Origin of the sequence: Nitratidesulfovibrio sp. SRB-5 (genome assembly GCF_019931275.1) — a bacterium.
In the GTDB taxonomy this organism is placed as follows: domain Bacteria; phylum Desulfobacterota; class Desulfovibrionia; order Desulfovibrionales; family Desulfovibrionaceae; genus Cupidesulfovibrio.
This window is the reverse complement of sequence record NZ_JAIOTY010000003.1, coordinates 147765-163936: the sequence shown is the minus strand read 5'-3', so window position 1 is coordinate 163936 and position 16172 is coordinate 147765. Positions and strand designations below refer to the sequence as shown.

At 69.7% G+C, this 16172-nt stretch carries 14 protein-coding genes; 7 read left to right on the top strand and 7 right to left on the bottom strand.

The annotated features are described in order from the left end of the window. Positions 1 to 221 precede the first annotated feature (221 nt). Entirely contained in the window at positions 222 to 1175 is a 954-nt protein-coding gene (locus K6142_RS14755) for a hypothetical protein (protein ID WP_190244108.1), read from the top strand. A gap of 343 nt (positions 1176 to 1518) precedes the next feature. Beyond that, positions 1519 to 2988 carry an MFS transporter gene (locus K6142_RS14750; RefSeq protein ID WP_190244109.1) on the top strand — a complete coding sequence of 490 codons (1470 nt, stop codon included), beginning with the start codon at positions 1519 to 1521 and terminating at the stop codon, positions 2986 to 2988. Between the two features lie 155 nt (positions 2989 to 3143). Here K6142_RS14750 and K6142_RS14745 read toward each other — a convergent pair whose 3' ends face one another. From K6142_RS14745 to K6142_RS14725, 5 genes are all read right to left on the bottom strand, one after another. Then, positions 3144 to 4013, bottom strand: coding sequence for a universal stress protein (locus K6142_RS14745; protein ID WP_190244110.1), 870 nt, complete (start codon positions 4011 to 4013; stop codon positions 3144 to 3146). Further along, entirely contained in the window at positions 4000 to 5058 is a 1059-nt protein-coding gene (locus K6142_RS14740) for a sulfite exporter TauE/SafE family protein (protein WP_190244111.1), read from the bottom strand. Before K6142_RS14740 ends, K6142_RS14745 begins: the two co-directional genes overlap by 14 nt. Before the next feature lie 23 nt (positions 5059 to 5081). Next, positions 5082 to 5402 (bottom strand): hypothetical protein, encoded by a 321-nt coding sequence (locus tag K6142_RS14735; protein WP_012613218.1) that lies wholly within the window; start codon positions 5400 to 5402, stop codon positions 5082 to 5084. A gap of 77 nt (positions 5403 to 5479) precedes the next feature. Further along, the gene (locus K6142_RS14730) at positions 5480 to 6037 is read right to left on the bottom strand and encodes a hypothetical protein (protein ID WP_190244112.1); all 558 of its coding nucleotides are present in this window, start codon (positions 6035 to 6037) and stop codon (positions 5480 to 5482) included. A 90-nt stretch (positions 6038 to 6127) separates the two neighbouring features. Next, positions 6128 to 6370 (bottom strand): hypothetical protein, encoded by a 243-nt coding sequence (locus tag K6142_RS14725; protein ID WP_190244113.1) that lies wholly within the window; start codon positions 6368 to 6370, stop codon positions 6128 to 6130. Between the two features lie 283 nt (positions 6371 to 6653). Here K6142_RS14725 and K6142_RS14720 point away from each other — a divergent pair, with 283 nt between their 5' ends. The 5 genes from K6142_RS14720 (at position 6654) to K6142_RS14700 (ending at position 14313) form a co-directional block, all read left to right on the top strand. Beyond that, positions 6654 to 9011: a S16 family serine protease gene (locus tag K6142_RS14720; protein ID WP_223380921.1), complete on the top strand. Its 2358-nt coding sequence runs from the start codon at positions 6654 to 6656 to the stop codon at positions 9009 to 9011. Beyond that, on the top strand, positions 8999 to 10687 hold the full coding sequence (locus K6142_RS14715) for a sensor histidine kinase (protein ID WP_190245768.1): 1689 nt from the start codon (positions 8999 to 9001) through the stop codon (positions 10685 to 10687). Before K6142_RS14720 ends, K6142_RS14715 begins: the two co-directional genes overlap by 13 nt. Beyond that, positions 10684 to 12231: a sigma-54-dependent transcriptional regulator gene (locus tag K6142_RS14710; RefSeq protein ID WP_223290449.1), complete on the top strand. Its 1548-nt coding sequence runs from the start codon at positions 10684 to 10686 to the stop codon at positions 12229 to 12231. The genes K6142_RS14715 and K6142_RS14710 overlap by 4 nt, the downstream gene beginning before the upstream one ends. A 356-nt stretch (positions 12232 to 12587) precedes the next feature. Next, positions 12588 to 13586: an ABC transporter ATP-binding protein gene (locus K6142_RS14705; RefSeq protein ID WP_223290448.1), complete on the top strand. Its 999-nt coding sequence runs from the start codon at positions 12588 to 12590 to the stop codon at positions 13584 to 13586. 232 nt (positions 13587 to 13818) lie between these two features. Beyond that, positions 13819 to 14313: a hypothetical protein gene (locus tag K6142_RS14700; RefSeq protein WP_190245767.1), complete on the top strand. Its 495-nt coding sequence runs from the start codon at positions 13819 to 13821 to the stop codon at positions 14311 to 14313. Between the two features lie 130 nt (positions 14314 to 14443). Here K6142_RS14700 and K6142_RS14695 read toward each other — a convergent pair whose 3' ends face one another. Both K6142_RS14695 and K6142_RS14690 read right to left on the bottom strand, forming a co-directional pair. Continuing rightward, on the bottom strand, positions 14444 to 15361 hold the full coding sequence (locus K6142_RS14695; protein ID WP_190245766.1) for an ADP-ribosylglycohydrolase family protein: 918 nt from the start codon (positions 15359 to 15361) through the stop codon (positions 14444 to 14446). Positions 15362 to 15763: 402 nt separating this feature from the next. Continuing rightward, positions 15764 to 15949, bottom strand: a complete 186-nt coding sequence (locus tag K6142_RS14690) for a hypothetical protein (RefSeq protein WP_012613227.1) — start codon at positions 15947 to 15949, stop codon at positions 15764 to 15766. Between the last annotated feature and the right edge of the window lie 223 nt (positions 15950 to 16172).

The window sequence follows — 16172 nt, the reverse complement described above, 5'->3', positions numbered from 1 at the left end:
GTGCGGACCCGCACGGACAGGAGACGGCATGGCGGGCAGGTGCATGCGCCTTCGGAGTTCGCATGGCGAAGAAGATGGATATCACCACGCGTGTCGCGGAAAAAAGACATGCATTGATTCCTGCGTCGCCCGCCGGAAATTTTCCGGCCACCCCCTAATACCCTGCCCGGTGCTGCCGAAAAGACTGCCAGCGGGGTATGCCACGCCCCCGGGAGCACCGCATGAGCCTGAATATGACCCTTGGTGCGCTGCGCGCGCAGAACGGCCTTTCTCCGTACGGGGAAGGGCTGGGCGCGCTGCTGGGCACGTCTGTCGGGTCGGGCACCGGAGCGGGTGCGCGGGCTTCGGGCCTTTCGCCGGACAAGACCGCCGACGTGTTCGGCGCGGACATCGTGCGCCGGACATCGGTGGTGCCCGCCGCTGCCGCCACTGCGGACACCGCAGACACGAACACCGACGTCACCACGGGCGCCGCGTCCACGGCACCGACCGACGCCGAGCGCGATGCCCTTTCCGGCGCGCTGTCCGGCAGCGTGCGCTGGGTGGCCGACAAGTTCGGCGATGCTGCGGCCACCGCCGTCATGGGCATCGTGTACAAGAGCGTCGGCGATGGCCCGGTGACCGAGGACTCCTTGGGCGAGGGGCTGCTGAACGCCCTGCGCTTCGTGGACCGCCAGTTCGGCACGGCATCGGGCGATGCGTTCATGGCCCAGCTCAATGGCGGCGGGCTCAACAACGCGCTCAACGACTACTTCGACAACGGCCTTTCCGAGCGGTTCATGGTGGCGGGCGCGGGCAACCTTGCCGACGACGCGGTGCAGGGGGCCGAGACCGCCAAGGCCACGCTGGTGCAGCAGGCGGCGGATGGAGATGGCGACGGCGGGGCCGATGCCATGAAGTCGCTGCTGGACATGCTGCGCAAGATGGGCGTGGAGGACGCCACGGAAAACGGTGTCGCCCCCGGTGGCGCTTCGGGTACCGCATCAGGCACCACCGCAGACTCCATGACCAGCCTGCTGTCCGGCGCGCTGTCCTCTCTCTCCGGGCTCTCGGGCTTTACCGGTCAGGCCGGAAGCCGCACGGGCGGGCTTGCCGCCGGGTATGGTCCCACCGGCGCGGCGGCGGAATCCGCAAGTCCCCTCGCCCCCGGCCTGCTGCTGCACGCCAGCGTCTAGCCGTTCCCCGCTCCTGCGCCAGTGGTCGCCCGCCTGTGTTGGTCGACCGCACATCCTCACCGGGCATTGCCCGGTGTTTCCGTTTCGGAAGCCCTGCCGCCCAAGGGCCCCCAGACCCGCTTGCCATGACCGGGCAGAGGCGTATACCGAACTCACCGCCCGCTCAATGAAACGGCGGTGACCGGTGCCCCGTCTGCTCGCGTCAAATCGGACAGGCCGGACAGGCCGAACAGGCCATGACAGGCCATGACAGGCCATGACAGCCCTTCTCCTCGGTGGCCCTTTCCCACGGCATGGCCTTCATGCCCGGCTTCGACACACTCCGCCACTTCCGGGTTTTCCCATGCCCACACCCACCTCCGCATCGCCGTCCCAGACTCCCTCCGCCACGTCATCGTCCGCCCCGTCTTCATCGCCCGGCCCGTCTTCATCGTCCGGCCCGCAGGGCGGCAATTCGTTCCGCGAGATAACGCATATCCCCTCGCTGCCGCGCTTCTGGATCAGCCAGTGTGGCTCGTACCTGGCCTACAACATGCTGGCCGTGGTCATCGGCTGGCAGATCTACGCCATGACCGGCAGCGCCATGCACCTCGGCCTGGTGGGGCTGGCCCAGTTCACCCCGCAATTGCTGCTCACCCTGGTGGTGGGCGGCGTGGCCGACCGCTTCGACCGGCGGCGCATCGCCTTCTGCTGCCAACTGGCCGAAGGGCTGATGGCCGTGGCACTGGCCGTGGGCAGCGCCACGGGCAATCTGACCCCCGCCGGGGTGTTCGCCGGGGCCTTTCTGACCGGCGCGGCCCGCGCCTTCGAACAGCCCGCCATGAACGCCCTGCTGCCCGGCCTGGTGCCGGTGGTGGTGCTGCCGCGCGTGCTGGCCTTTGGCGCGGGGCTGCGCCAGGCGTCCATCATCGCCGGGCCCGCGCTGGGGGGCTTTCTGTGCGCCGCCGGGGCGCAGGTGGGCTACGGGGTGTGCGGCGCGGCGTTCCTGATTGCCTGCGTGGCCATTCTGCTGGTGCGCCGCCCGGACACGGCGGCCAGGCGCGAACCCATGACCCTGCGTTCGCTGTTCGGGGGCGTCGACTACGTGCGGCGCAACCCGGTCATCCTGGGGGCCATCAGCCTGGATCTCTTTTCCGTGCTGCTGGGCGGGGCCACGGCCCTTCTGCCCATCTACGCCAGCGACATCCTGCACACCGGGCCGTGGGGCCTTGGCCTGCTGCGCGCGTCCCCGGCGGTGGGCGCGCTGTGCATGTCGGTGTACCTGGCCCGCGTGCCCATGCGGCGGCGGGTGGGACGACGGCTGTTTGCCGGGGTGGTGGGCTTTGGCGTGGCCACCATCACCTTCGGGCTGTCGCGCAGCTTCCCCCTGTCCATGGCCGCGCTGGCCGCGCTGGGGGCGTGCGACATGATCAGCGTGGTGGTGCGCCAGACGCTGGTGCAGCTGGAAACGCCGGACGAGATGCGCGGCCGGGTCGGCGCGGTGAACTCCGTGTTCATCGGCACCTCCAATCAGCTTGGCGAATTCGAATCCGGGGTCACCGCCGCGTGGTTCGGCGCCACGGGTTCGGTGGTGCTGGGCGGGGTGGGCACCATCGTGGTGGCCCTGTTGTGGATGCGCCTGTTCCCGGCCCTGCTGCGCCGTGACCAGTTGGTGGGCATGCCCGCCGAAAGCCCGGAACAGGGTTCGGAGCAAGGTTCGGCGCAGGCGCCAGACGCCGCGCCAGACTCCGCGTCATACGCACCGGCTGCTTCATGCGAGCAGGACGCGCCGGTTGCGGACGCCCAGCCGGAAACGGCGCGGGCGTCCGGCTAGCCGCACCGTCTCCCTTCCCTTCGTTCTTCCTTTCCGCACGCACAAGGGCCGCGTAGCCGGACGTGTCATGCCCGGCTGCGCGGCCCTTTTACCCTGCCTTTTGCAGTTGGCAGGGCGTGGACTGGTCCAGATTATCGCAACATGCCGTGCGGTTGTTACCGTCGCAACCTGTCCCGCACGGCCACATAGACCGGGATGTGCGCGCTGGCCACCACCTCTTCGGCCACGCTGCCCAGCAGCAGTCGGGCCAGCCCCCCCTTGCCGTGCGAGGCGATGAACAGGCACTCCGCGCCCAGCCGCCTTGCCGTGGCCAGAATGCGCTCCGCCGCCTCTCCCTGCGCCACGTGGCCGCGCGCCCGCACCCCTTCCTGCGCGGCCCGCGCCGCAATGGCCTCCACCACGGCCCTGCCGTGCTCCACTTCCATGTCCGCCGCCAGTTGCCCTTCCGCGGAATCGGGAAAGGCCAGGTCGGCCACGTACAGCACGTGCAGGTCGGCGTCGTGCTCGCGCGCCAGTTGCAGCGCGGTGACGGCGGCATAGGTGCAGTAGCGCGAACCGTCCGTGGCCAGCAGGATGGACCGGAAGCCCAGCACCGCGCCCTGCGGCACCAGCAGCACGTCGCGGTCGCTGTGGCCGATGGTGCGCAGCGGCACGTTGCCGCGCACCAGCCGCCCCAGGGCCGAACGGTCGGCCACGCCCATGGCGACAAGGTCGGCCTTCAGCCTGCGGGCCGTGTCCACGATGACCTCGAAGGGCTCGCCTTCCTCGCACAGGCAGTCGATGTCCATGCCGCGCGCGTTGGCCATTTCCAGCGCGCGGGCCAGGGCCAGTTCGCTGGGCTGGCGCAGCAGGCGCTTCAGGTCCGCCAGGGCGCTGGAGCCAAGGTCGCCGGTGTAGGGCGGCACCACCGAGAGTACCGCCACCCGGCACTTGCGGGTGGCGGCGAACTCCAGGATCTGGTCCAGCGCGTACAGGGAATGTTCATCGCCGGTGACGGGCACCAGCAGACGCTCAAGCCTGCCCATGCGCCTCCTCCCGCGCGGCCGCGCGGCCCTTCCACATGCTGCCGAGAATGATCACCGCGCCCGTCAGCAGGGCCAGGCACATGGACGCGAAGCTGATCTTGCCCAGCACGTCGAGCATTTCGGGCGACATGTCCATAAATCCCAGCTTCACCAGGTAGCGCGGCAGGGCAATGCCACGGCTCACGGCCACGATGAGCATGATCACGGCCATGACCATCTTGATCATGTGCTCGCGCACGTAGGTGGTGCCGATGGCCCCCAGCTGCACGCCCAGCAGCGATCCGCCGAGGATGATCAGCACCAGGCGGATGTCCACCATGCCGTGCATGGCCCAGTTGATGGACCCGCCAAGGCCCATGACGAAGGCGATGACCAGTTCGGTGGCCGATGCCATCAGCCCCGGCACGCCCATGACGTAGATCATGCCGGGCACGCCGATGAACCCGCCCACGGCGATGGTGGCGGCCAGCATGCCGGTGGCGAAGCCCACGGGCAGGGTGAACCACAGCGAAATGCGGATGCCCGAGCGGCGGAAGGTGATCATGGGAGGCAGTTCGATGGATTGCAGGCGCAGGGCCAGGGGCGCGGTGGTTTCCACGCCGCCGCACCGGGCGCAGCGCAGGGCGTCGCGCATGACGTAGCCACCCACCAGCACCAGCACCGCCACGAAGGACAGGCTGACGTACAGGTCCGACCCGACCTGCCCCCACTTTTCCAGAATGACCTGCTGGATGCGGATGCCCAGCTGCACGCCCACGGCGGCGGACGCGGCCATGACCAGCCCCAGCTTCACGTCCACCTGTCCGTAGCGGAAGCGCTTGATGGCCCCCACCAGAGCCTTGGGAAACTTGTGGCACATGTTGCTGGCCACGGCCACGGTGCCGGGCACGCCAAGGCTCATCATGCCGGGGGTCAGCACGAAGGCTCCGCCAGAGCCGATGAACCCGCTGACCAGCCCGCCGATGAAGCCGACGAGGAACAGGAAACAGATGCCCGATGCGGTAAGGTCGATGAACTTTGTGGGGTCCAGTGCAAGGATATCCATGATGCGTCTCCTGAGGGGCGCCGCTAGGCGTTCAGCGTGGCGCGGCGCGCGGCCGGGCGGACGGTGGCGGGCTGGCCGACAGTGGCCGTGGTCGTTTCCGTCTTGCGGGCTGTCTTGCGGGTGGCCTCTATGCCCAGCACGCTCCACAGGTTGCCGGTGAATTCACCGTGCACGTACGAGAACAGGAACACCGTGGCGATGGGCCCGGCGGCCCAGTACGAGCCCTGGGCGAAATGGGCGGCTATGGTGTCCGCGAAGGCGAATACCCCTGCGTACAGGGCGGCGGACAGAATGCCGAAGATGATGGTCTTGCCCCAGGGCTTGCGTGCTGATTGCGTTGCCATTGCTGACTCCCGTGGTGGCGCCGCCTGCGTGACGGCCCGTTGTCCCCGTTGGCGGGGGTTGTCGAGGGCGGTCGCCCTCATTCCACCGTGAACAGTGCAAGGCCGGTGCGGCCCCGCATCAGTTCGCTCTCTTCCGGTTCGCTCAGGATCAACTCGACGCGGCCATGGGCCCGCGCCGCTTCTTCCACTGCTTGGTCCGGCCTTCCGGACGGGGCAAAGCGCACCTCGTGCAGGGCCGCCATGCCCCGCGCGCGCGCCGCTTCCACCCATTCAAGGGCCCCCGCCCGCGCCTGCCGTTCAAAGGCCGCGCGGCGGTAGGCGTCGTGCGATGCATCGCCCACGTGCAGGAACAGCAGGCCGCTGCCCATGCGCCCGGCAAGGCTCAGGGCGTAGCCCGCAAGGCGAGAGGACAGGCCGCAGCCGTGCCCCAGCACCAGGATGCGGCGAACCTGGGCCTCGCCCCGGCGGATCACCGCCCCGGCCAGCAACTGTTCGCCCGCTTCGGCCAGGGCCAGGGCCTCGGCGTAGTCGGCCAGGCGTTCCTCCACGCGCACGGCGGTGGTGGAACGCATGCGGATGTCGCCCTGCCCGGCGTCACCGCCGGTGGCGGTACGGCGAAACCATCTACCGGGCATGGGCGGCCTCCGCGAAAAGAATGCGGGCGGGTGAGTGGTCGGCTGCGCGAAGGAGGCGGGCCGCCCGAGAACAATGGAACAAAGGCATGGTTACTCGGCTCTCAGCACCGGGCGCTGGCGTTGCCCGGCGGTTGCGGTGCGGGACTGCGCACCAGGTGCGGGGGACGCGGGAGATGCGGAAGGCTGGGCCGCCTCCGTGCGGCGGGCCTGGTTGTCCTGGCGGGTGGCGTCGTCGCTTCCGCGCAGCTGCCACACGGCCTCGTCCGGCCTGTTCCGTTCCGCAAAGGCCACTGCGACAAATGCCGACTCGATCGATTCGCGGATGGTTCCCATTTTGCTTCCTCGCGGTTTGTGTGTGCGCATGCATAAACAAGCGCCGTGCCAGAGCGCGCTGCTTCAGGCATGACACTGATTTTATTGTGTATATTGTGAGGTGAGATGTTGCGGATGGCGAGCTCATGGTGTTGCAAAGTGCAACGCCAACTGCTACCAATCCGCGTAACAGGCCGGTTTCGCGCGGGTTCGTGAAAAAAAGCACAGCGTTGCGAAATGCAACGGTGCTTCACTCCGCAACGGTGATGCCGGTCAGGCCCAGAGGGACTGCGAGGAGGCGCGCATGATCTTCTTTCGGCGGCAGGGCGGGGATACCCCGCCAGACGCGTCCGGCGCGGCGGGGCCGGGAGACGGCCAGTCCGGCCAGACTGGCCAGACTGGCCAGGCGGGCCAGCCCGTTCAGGCAGACCCCACCGGCCTGCGCGCCCGATGCGCGGCGGCAGACCTGCCCGATGCGGTGCGCGGGGTGGTGGAGGCGGAAACAGGCCGCATGGAAAAGACCGACGCAGCCGCGCCGGAAAACGCCATCGTCCTCAACTACGTGGAATGCCTGCTGGACCTGCCGTGGAACGGGCTGACCCGCGACAGCCTGGACCTTGCGCGCGCGGCGGCGGTGTTCGACGCCAGCCACGCGGGCCTTGGCCAGGTGCGCGAACGGGTGCTGGAGCATCTGGCGGCGCGCGTGTTGTGCGCCACCCAGCCCGCCGCCGTGCTGGTGGTGGACGATGAACCCATCGCCCGCGACAACGTGGCCCACGTGCTGGCCCGCGAAGGCTACACGGTGGATACGGCGGCCAACGGCGAAGAAGCCCTGGCCCGGCTGGCCCGGCGCCGCTACGACTGCATCGTCACCGACCTGAAGATGGACCGCATGGACGGCATGCAGCTCATGGAGGCGGCCCGGCGGGTGGCCCCGGACACGCGCATCGTGGTGGTGACCGGCTACGCCACGGTGGACACCGCCGTGCAGGCCCTGAAGACCGGCGCGGTGCAGTACCTTTCCAAGCCCATCGACATCGCGGAACTGCGCGCCACCGTGCGCGAGGCCCTGGCCGACCGCACGCAGGGCCTTTCGTCGCGCGCGCCGGTGCTGTGCTTCACCGGGCCGCCCGGCGTGGGCAAGACCTCCGTGGGGCGGGCGCTGGCCGAGGCGCTGGGGCGGCGCTTCTACCGCATGTCGCTGGCCGACCTGCGCGACGAGGCGGAACTGCGCGGCCACCGGCGCACCTACGTGGGAGCCATGCCGGGGCGGATCATCCAGGCCCTGCGCGCCACGGGGGTGCGCAACCCGGTGTTCATGCTGGACGAGATCGACAAGGTGGGACAGGACGCCAAGGGCGACCCGGCCATGGCCCTGCTGGAGGTGCTGGACCCGGAGCAGAACGCCCGCTTCGTGGACCGCTACCTGGAGATACCCTTCGACCTTTCGCAGGTGCTGTTCATCGCCACGGCCAACGGGGTGGAGCGGCTGCGCGGCCCCCTGCTGGACCGCATGGAGGTGGTGGAATTCCACGGCTACGCAGAGGCGGACAAGCTGGACATCGCCACCCGCTTCCTGCTGCCCCGCCAGCTGCGCGAACACGGCCTGACCGCGCCCTATCCGCAGGTGACGCCGGGAGCCCTGTCGCGGATCATCAACGACTACACCAGCGAGGCGGGCGTGCGCGGGCTGGAGCGGGAACTGGCCCGGCTGTGCCGCAAGCTGGCCCGGTTGCGGCTGGAGGCTGGCGGGCATGCGGGAGAACCTGCGGGAGGGCCTGCGGGAGCGACGGGCGCGACTGGACCGAATGAACGAGCTGAACGAGCTGAACGAGTTGAAAGGGCTGAACGGGCGGGCGGCATCGCCTCCGGTACTCCTTCGCCGGACGCCGTGCCCTCGAACACGCTGCTGGTGGACGATGACGTGGCCGCCGCCCTGCTGGGGCCGCCGCGCTACCGGCACGACGCGGCCCACGGCGTGCCCCGCGTGGGCACGGCCACCGGGCTGGTGTGGTCCGAGGCGGGGGGCGAGATCGTGTTCGTGGAGGCGGCCCGCATGGCCGGTTCCGGCCAGCTCATCCTTACCGGCTCGCTGGGCGAGGTGCTGAAGGAATCGGCGCGCATCGCGCTCAGCCACATCCGGGCCGAGGCGGCACACCTGGGCGTGCCGGGTCTCTTCGGGCAGGCGGACCCCGTCCGGGGGGGCCAAGAGGATCCGTCTGGCCCGTCCGGCCTGTCCGGGCACTCCGGCCAGGGCGACACCTCCGCGCAGGACATCCACATCCACATCCCCGCCGGGGGCATCGCCAAGGATGGCCCCTCCGCCGGGCTGACCATCTGCGTGGCCCTTGTCTCGCTGCTGTCGGGCCGTCCGGCGCGGGCCGACGTGGCCCTTTCGGGCGAACTGTCGCTGTCGGGCCGGGTGCTGCCGGTCAGCGGGGTGCGTGAAAAGCTGCTGGCCGCAGCGCGGGCCGGGGCGCGCACCGTGGTGCTGCCCGCCGCCAACGAGGCGGAGGCGCGCGGCCTGCTGGCGGAATTTGCAGCGCGCGGGTCCGGCGGCCTGCCGCAGGTGGCCTTTGCCGCGCGGGTGCAGGATGCGCTGGCCGTGGCCCTGCTGCCCGCCGGGGCAGCAGATGACCGGGGGGGCGCATGCAGTTCCTGATCCGCCGCCTGGCCGCGGGCAACATCCGGCAACTGGTGCTGTTCGGCATCTCGGTGTCCATTCTGGGGTTCTCGCTGCTGGGCGGGCTGTCGTACAACTACCTGCTGCAGATCGAGGACGCACTGGCCCTGGCCGAGGTGGTGGACGACCTGAGCAGCGACATCCTGGAAATCCGCCGCTACGAAAAGAACTACCTGCTCTACGCCATGGAAGAGGACCACGCCGAGAACCTGGTGTTCATCGGTCGGGCGCTGGATGTCATCGAGCGCATCGAGCCGGGTGGCGGCGGCGTGCAGGGCACCGACCTGCGGGGCAGCGACGGGCTGCGCGCCCTGCGCCGCGACCTGCACGGCTACCGCGACACCTTCAGCCGCCTGGGCGAGGTGCAGCTTGCCGGGCAACTGCGCGAACGCGAGCGGGGTGCGCTGCGCGAAGACCTGCGCGAACAGGGCAAGGCGCTGGTGGCGCAGGCCCGCCAGATCGTCACCTACCAGCGCGAGCGCATCCTGGGCATCGTGGGGTCGCTGAAGCACCAGCTGCTGCTGTCCATCGGGGCCATGGTGGGGCTGGCGACGTTCTTTTCGTGGCTCATCGGGCGGCGCATTCTGGGGGCGCTGTCGGTCATTGAGCGTTCGGCCCGGCAGATCGTGCAGGGCAGCCTGGAACAGCTGCCCCTGCCCGCCACCAGCGACGAGACGCGCGGCGTGGTGGAGGCCTTCAACCACATGCTTGTGGAACTGGAGCACCGCCAGAACCAGCTGGTGCAGGAAAAGAAGCTGGCCTCGCTGGGGGTGCTGACATCGGGCATCGCGCACCAGCTGAACAACCCGCTGAACAACATCTCCACCTCGTGCCAGATACTGCGCGAGGAGTTGCGCTACGCCACGGGCGGCAACGGAGCGGATGGCGGGCCCGGCCAGACTGGCGGCTCCGGCGGCGCAGGCGGGACTGGCGCTCTTGATCCGGCCCTGGCCGGGCGCATGCTGGAAAACATCCATCAGGAAGTGCACCGCTCGCGCGACATCGTGAAGGGGCTGCTGGAATTTTCGCGCGAGACGGAATTCTCGCTCAAACCCGTGGCCCTGCGCGACGTGGTGGGCCGCAGCGTGGCGCTGGTGGCCAGCGAGGTGCCCGCGTGCATCGCCATCGACGCCGAGGTGCCCGGAGACATCGTGCTGCCGCTGGACGTGCAGCGGTTTCAGGAAGTGCTGCTGAACCTGCTCATAAACGCCATCCAGGCGGTGCAGGCCGCGCAGGAGCGGGACGGCAACGCGCCGGAAGGAAGCATGGCGGACGGAAGCGCGCCGGAAGGTGGCATGCCGGACGGGAAGGGGCCGGACGAGAAGAGGCCGGACGGCGTAATGCCGGACGGGGCCTGCCCCCGCGCCGGGGCCATCACGGTCACCGCCACGCGCGACGTGGCGGCGCGGCAGGTGGTGCTGCGCGTGGCCGACACGGGCATCGGCATCGGGCCGGAGCACCTTGGCCGCATCTTCGACCCCTTCTTCACGCTGAAGGAGGTGGGCAAGGGCACCGGCCTCGGGCTGTCCGTGGCCTTCGGCATCATCCGCAAGCATGGCGGCTCCATAGGGGTGGAAAGCACCCCCGGCGCGGGCACGTGCTTCACCATCCGGCTGCCGCTGGGCGCGCCGGAACCCACGGGAGACGCGGCATGAACGACACGCCCGGACGGACAACGGGGGCTGCCGCGAAGACGGCGGGCGCCCCTTCGCCCTTCTCGTCCCTGACCACCCCGCACGCTCCGGCCACTCCCGGCCCGGCGCGCATTCTGGTGGTGGACGACGAGGCCATCGCGCGCGACAACCTGGCCCTGGCGCTGGGGCGGCAGGGGCACGAGACGTTCACCGCCGCCAACGGGGCAGAGGCGCTGGAACTGCTGGCCGGGGCGGATTTCGACCTGGTGCTCACCGACCTGATGATGCAGGGCATGGACGGGCTGGACCTGCTGCGCGCGGTGCGGATGCGCCATCCGGACACCGAGGTGGTGGTGGTCACCGGCTACCCCACGGTGAAGACGGCGGTGGAGGCCATGCACGCCGGGGCCTACCACTACCTGCCCAAGCCCTACGACCTGGACGAGGCGCGGGCGCTGGTGCAGAAGGCGCTGGAAAAGCGCCGCCTGAGGCAGGAGGTGGCCCGCCTGCGCGAACAGCTGCGCGAACGGTCGCTGCCCGTGCCCCTGCTGGGGTCCGCGCCGTGCATGCAGGCGCTGAAGCGCACCATCGCGCAGGTGGCCCCGTCGGACGTCACCGTGCTGATCCTGGGCGAGACGGGCACCGGCAAGGAACTGGCCGCGCGCATGGTGCACCTGTTCAGCCGCCGGTCCGAGGCGCGCTTTCTGGCCATCAACTGCGGGGCCTTCAACGAGGAACTGCTGGAAAGCGAACTGTTCGGCCACGAGCAGGGGGCCTTTTCCGGCGCGGTGCGCCAGCGCAAGGGGCTGTTCGAGGCGGCGGAGGGGGGCACCCTGTTCCTCGACGAGGTGGGCGAGATGTCGCTGCCCATGCAGGTCAAGCTGCTGCGCGCGGTGCAGGAACGCACCATCCGCCGGGTGGGCGGCACGGCGGACATTCCCGTGGACGTGCGCCTGCTGGCCGCCACCAACAAGGATCTGGCGGCGGAGGCGGCGGCGGGGCGCTTCCGGTACGACCTGTACTACCGCCTGAACGTGGTGGTGCTGCGCATGCCCCCGCTGGCCGAGCGCATGGAGGACGTGCCCCTGCTGGCCCAGTACTTCGCGGAAAAGGCCGCGCGCGACACGGGCAGGCCCGCCCCGCACATCGCCCCGGAAACGCTGGGCGTGCTGGCCCGCTATCCCTTTCCGGGCAACGTGCGCGAGCTGCACAACATCATCGAACGGGCCGCCGTGCTCTGCGCGGGTGACGTCATCACCCCGGCGGACCTGCCGCCCGACCTGCGGGCGCTGGCCGGGATTGCGGGGGGTGCTGGCGGGAATGGGGGCAAGGGGGGCGCGGCAGGCCCCGCGCTGGTGCTGCGCGCCGACGAGGCAGCCCGCATGCCCGGCGGGGCCGGAGAAGGCATGACGCCCGATGGCCGCCCCATGACCCTGGACGAGAACGAGCGGGCGCACATCGAATGGGTGCTGGAACTGGCGGGCGGCAACCGGACGCAGGCGGCCAAGGTGCTGGACATCGACCGCGCCTCGCTGTGGCGCAAACTGAAGCGCTACGGGCTGTAGCGGGGTGCACGGCCTGTCGGCAGGAACAGGCGGGAACGGGCGGGAACAGGCGGGAACAGGCGGGAACGGGAGGCGACGGAGTGGGAACCGTCTGGACGCACCACCGCCCGCCGTGCCATTCTGCCCACGACGTTACTGCCCGGATGGGGCCAGATGGGGCCGGATGCGACCCGGTGGGCCCCGGTGGGCCCCGGTGGACCCCCATGAGTTCCCCATGAGCCCCGACGGGGCCGGACGGTTCGGTCCCGCCCGCCACCCATGGGCGGCCAGACATCTTTCGTGAGCACAGGAGATTCGCCATAGCACCGCTTCTGGAACTGCGCGGCATCAGCCGCCACTTCACCGTGCGCCGGGGCATGTTCGACCCCACGCCCGCCGTGCTGCGCGCCGTGGACGGCGTATCGCTGACCCTGGACCGGGGGCGCACCCTGGGGCTGGTGGGCGAAAGCGGCTGCGGCAAGTCCACCCTGGCCCGCATGGTGGTGGGGCTGCTGCCCCCCAGCGCGGGGCAGGTGCTGCTGGATGGCCGCCTGTTCGCGGGCACGAATGCTGCGACGGACGGGGGCACGGGGAACGACGGCGCGACCGCCACTGCCGCTGGCCCTGCCAGCCCGGCCATTTCACGCGCCGAGGCCGCGCAACTGGTGCAGATGGTCTTTCAGGATCCCTTCTCGTCGCTGAACCCGCGCCGCACCGTGGGGGCCTCCATAGGAGAGGCGCTGGCCGTGGCCGGTGTGCCCGGGCCGGAACGGCGGGCCAAGGTGGCGGACATGCTGCAACTGGTGGGCCTGCGGGCGGAACACGCCGACCGCTACCCGCACGAGTTTTCCGGCGGCCAGCGCCAGCGCGTGGCCGTGGCCCGCGCCCTGATCACCCACCCGGCGCTGGTGGTGTGCGACGAGCCGGTATCCTCGCTGGATGCATCCGTGCAGGCGCAGGTGCTGAACCTGCTGCGCGAGTTGCAGGAACACATGGGCCTTGCCTACCTGTTCATTTCGCACGACCTTGGCGTGGTGGGCCACATGAGCGACCACGTGGCCGTGATGTACCTTGGCAAGGTGGTGGAGCAAGCCCCGCGCGACGTGCTGTTCGCCGCGCCCGCCCATCCGTACACCCGCGCCCTGCTGGCCTCGGTGCCCGTGCGCGACCCGTCCCGCCGCGCCGAACATCCGGCCCTGTCCGGCGACCTGCCCAGCCCCATCGCCCCGCCGCCCGGCTGTCCCTTTCACCCGCGCTGCCCGCAGGTCATGGACGTGTGCCGCCGTCAGGTGCCCGGCTGGCATGTTGTGGCCGAGGGGCAGCATGCGCGCTGCCACCTGCACGCGCCGGAACTGCCGTCACGGGCGACCGTGTAGCGGCGACGACACGCGTTGCGTCGGGCTGCATCCTGTCCGGTGACGCCCCTTCCCCACTGCTTGTGAAAAAACGGACTTGACGAGCGGCCTTGCCGTCACCATAGTGCGGGTGCCCCGCCGCGCGCCGCGCCACGATCCGATTTCGTGCGGCCCCGCGCGATTGGGGGCCATCGAAGACCACGAACCCCGCCCCGGCAACCCGGAGCAGGGGTGAACACGCCAAGGAGTGTCCATGTCCGCGGAATTCGTCAACGCCATCCATGCCGTCAGCGAAGTGCTGATGTTTGAAAACTGGCTGCGCTTCTATTTCATCACCGAAGAAGGCGAAAAGCTGTTCATCCGCGTGCCGGAAGCGGCGGAAAAGCGCATTCGCGAGGAATATCCCCACCTGTTCGGGCTGCTGGAGCTGCTGAACAACAAGGAGATCACCTACGAAACCTCGCGCGACGCGGTGTGCAGCTTCGTGGCGTCCGACGTGGACGGTTCGCGCATGAAGGCGGGCAGCTCCGAGAAGGTCTTCGACAGCAGCCTGTTCCAGTTCGAGATGCAGCTGTTCAACATCTGGGTGCAGTCGCACGAGGAACAGCTGGACAAGAATTTCCTGGACCTGCGCAAGTGGCAGGAACTGTACGCGGAATGGAAGCGCTCGGACAAGGTCAAGGAATACATGAACGAGCTGAAGGACGCCTCCACCCGCACCGCGCCCGACTGCGATTCGGTGCAGTAGGTAACGGAGCGGGCCGTTTTTCGGCACCCATGCTCTCCCGCTGAAGATCACGATACCCCCAACCGAAAAGTTTGCGGGATGGGGGTCGGGGGGAAGGGGGCTTTTTAAAGCCCCCTTCCCCCCGTTCGTTTTACACGCCCAGCGTGTCCAGCGCGGTTTCAATCTCGGTTCGGGCCGCCAACGGGGCCAGCCAGCGTTCGGGCATCCAGCCAAGGCCGTGCCGCGCGCCGAACAGCATGCCGATGGCAAGGCCGCGCGCGCACGAATCGCCCCCGGCCATGACGTTGTCGATGAGTCCGGTTTCCGGGTCGGCCTCGTGCTTGAGGGCCACGTGCGCCACCCCCAGAAAGGCCCCCTGCATGCCGCACGACTGCCCGAAGCGGGCGATGGCGGCGGGGGTTTCCTCGGCCAGCGACATGTCGGCAAAGGCCAGCCAGTCTTCGGCGGGCAGGGCCGCGTAGCGGGCCGTGGCGGCATGTTCGAAGGCGCCGCGCATGTCCGCCCCGCGCAGCAGCGCCGCGGCGGCGCGGGCCATGAATTCCGCGCCGTCGGCAATGACCGGGCTGCCGTGGGTCATCAGGGTCTGGGCGCGCGCGGCGTTGACCAGCCCTTCTTCGTCTTTGGGATCTGGGCCCAGAACCGCCAGCAGCGGGGCCATGCGGGCCGCCCCGGCAAAGTCGTTAGTGGCGGCGCCGGTCTGTTCGGGCGCGCGCCCGGCGGCGAAGTTGGCCAGGGCCTCGCGGCTGGCCTTGTCCATGTAGCCGGTGTAGCCGCCTTCCATCAGGCCGCGCCACCGCGTGGCGAAATCGGCCAGATCGAAGCCGCCCCTGGCCACCACCGAGCGGAGCAGCAGCAGGGTCTGATCGCCGTAGTGCGACTGGGCGCCCGCGCCCTTGCCGGAATGGTAGTCGTTGAGGGTGGGCGGCAGCAGGTCGGTCACCCGGCCCAGCTGGCGCACGATGCGCCCCTGATCGTATTCCCAGTGCGCCCCCAGCGACAGTGCATCCGCCGCCAGCGACGCCAGAATGGCGCTGCGTATCCTGCTCATGTTCCACCTCGGGGGTTGCGGCCCGCGGCGGCGGGCCGGTGAGCGACACCTTTCCCAACTATACGACACGATGCGCGTCGGGGCCAGAGGCAGCGGCAGGCAGGCGTGGACGCTGCCGCTAGATGTTGCCTGTGGGCGCTGTCGGTAGTCGCTGTCGATAGTCGCTGCCGGTGGACGCGTCCGTGGCGGCGGTGGGCGGCAGCGGCGCGGCAACGGCCGTTGCCCCGCGCAGGGGGCGGCGCAAAACACGAAACGCACGGGGGGCACCGTGCGTTCATTGGCCCGCGCGGGATGGCGGGCCGAAGCGTGCGTGGGGTAAGGAGGGGCCGGGGAGGCCCTTTCGGGCCTCCCCGGTGCCGGAAACCGCTCGCCCGGTTTGCCGGCGGGGGCAGAGGAGGTCAGCTAGCTGAAGCTGACGGTGGGGATGTCCAGGATGGACGGGGATGCCGGGGATATGCGCTGCGCTTCCCGCCAGAGGGCCGCCAGGGCCACGACGGCTTCCCTGTCTTCTTCGGGAAGGGCATCGATAAGGGCATCCAGGGGAGGAGGGGTTGCCGCTGCGTTGCGGCAAATTTCCGGAGTGTGCATGTCTGTTGTGGCTCCTTGTTCCATTACGCCACAAGTAAAGCAGGGACCGTGCCAAACATTTTTAGTGTGCATGTACGGTGTGTTATGGATGTTTTGTTGATGGGGGCGCGGCGGCGCAGGTGCAAACGGCGGCACAGGGCGGGTGCAGTATGTTGCACATCTGCACAAGTGCGACCCCGCATGGGCGTGGGGTGTGGTTGGGTGCTTGTCGTTTGGGGGGCGG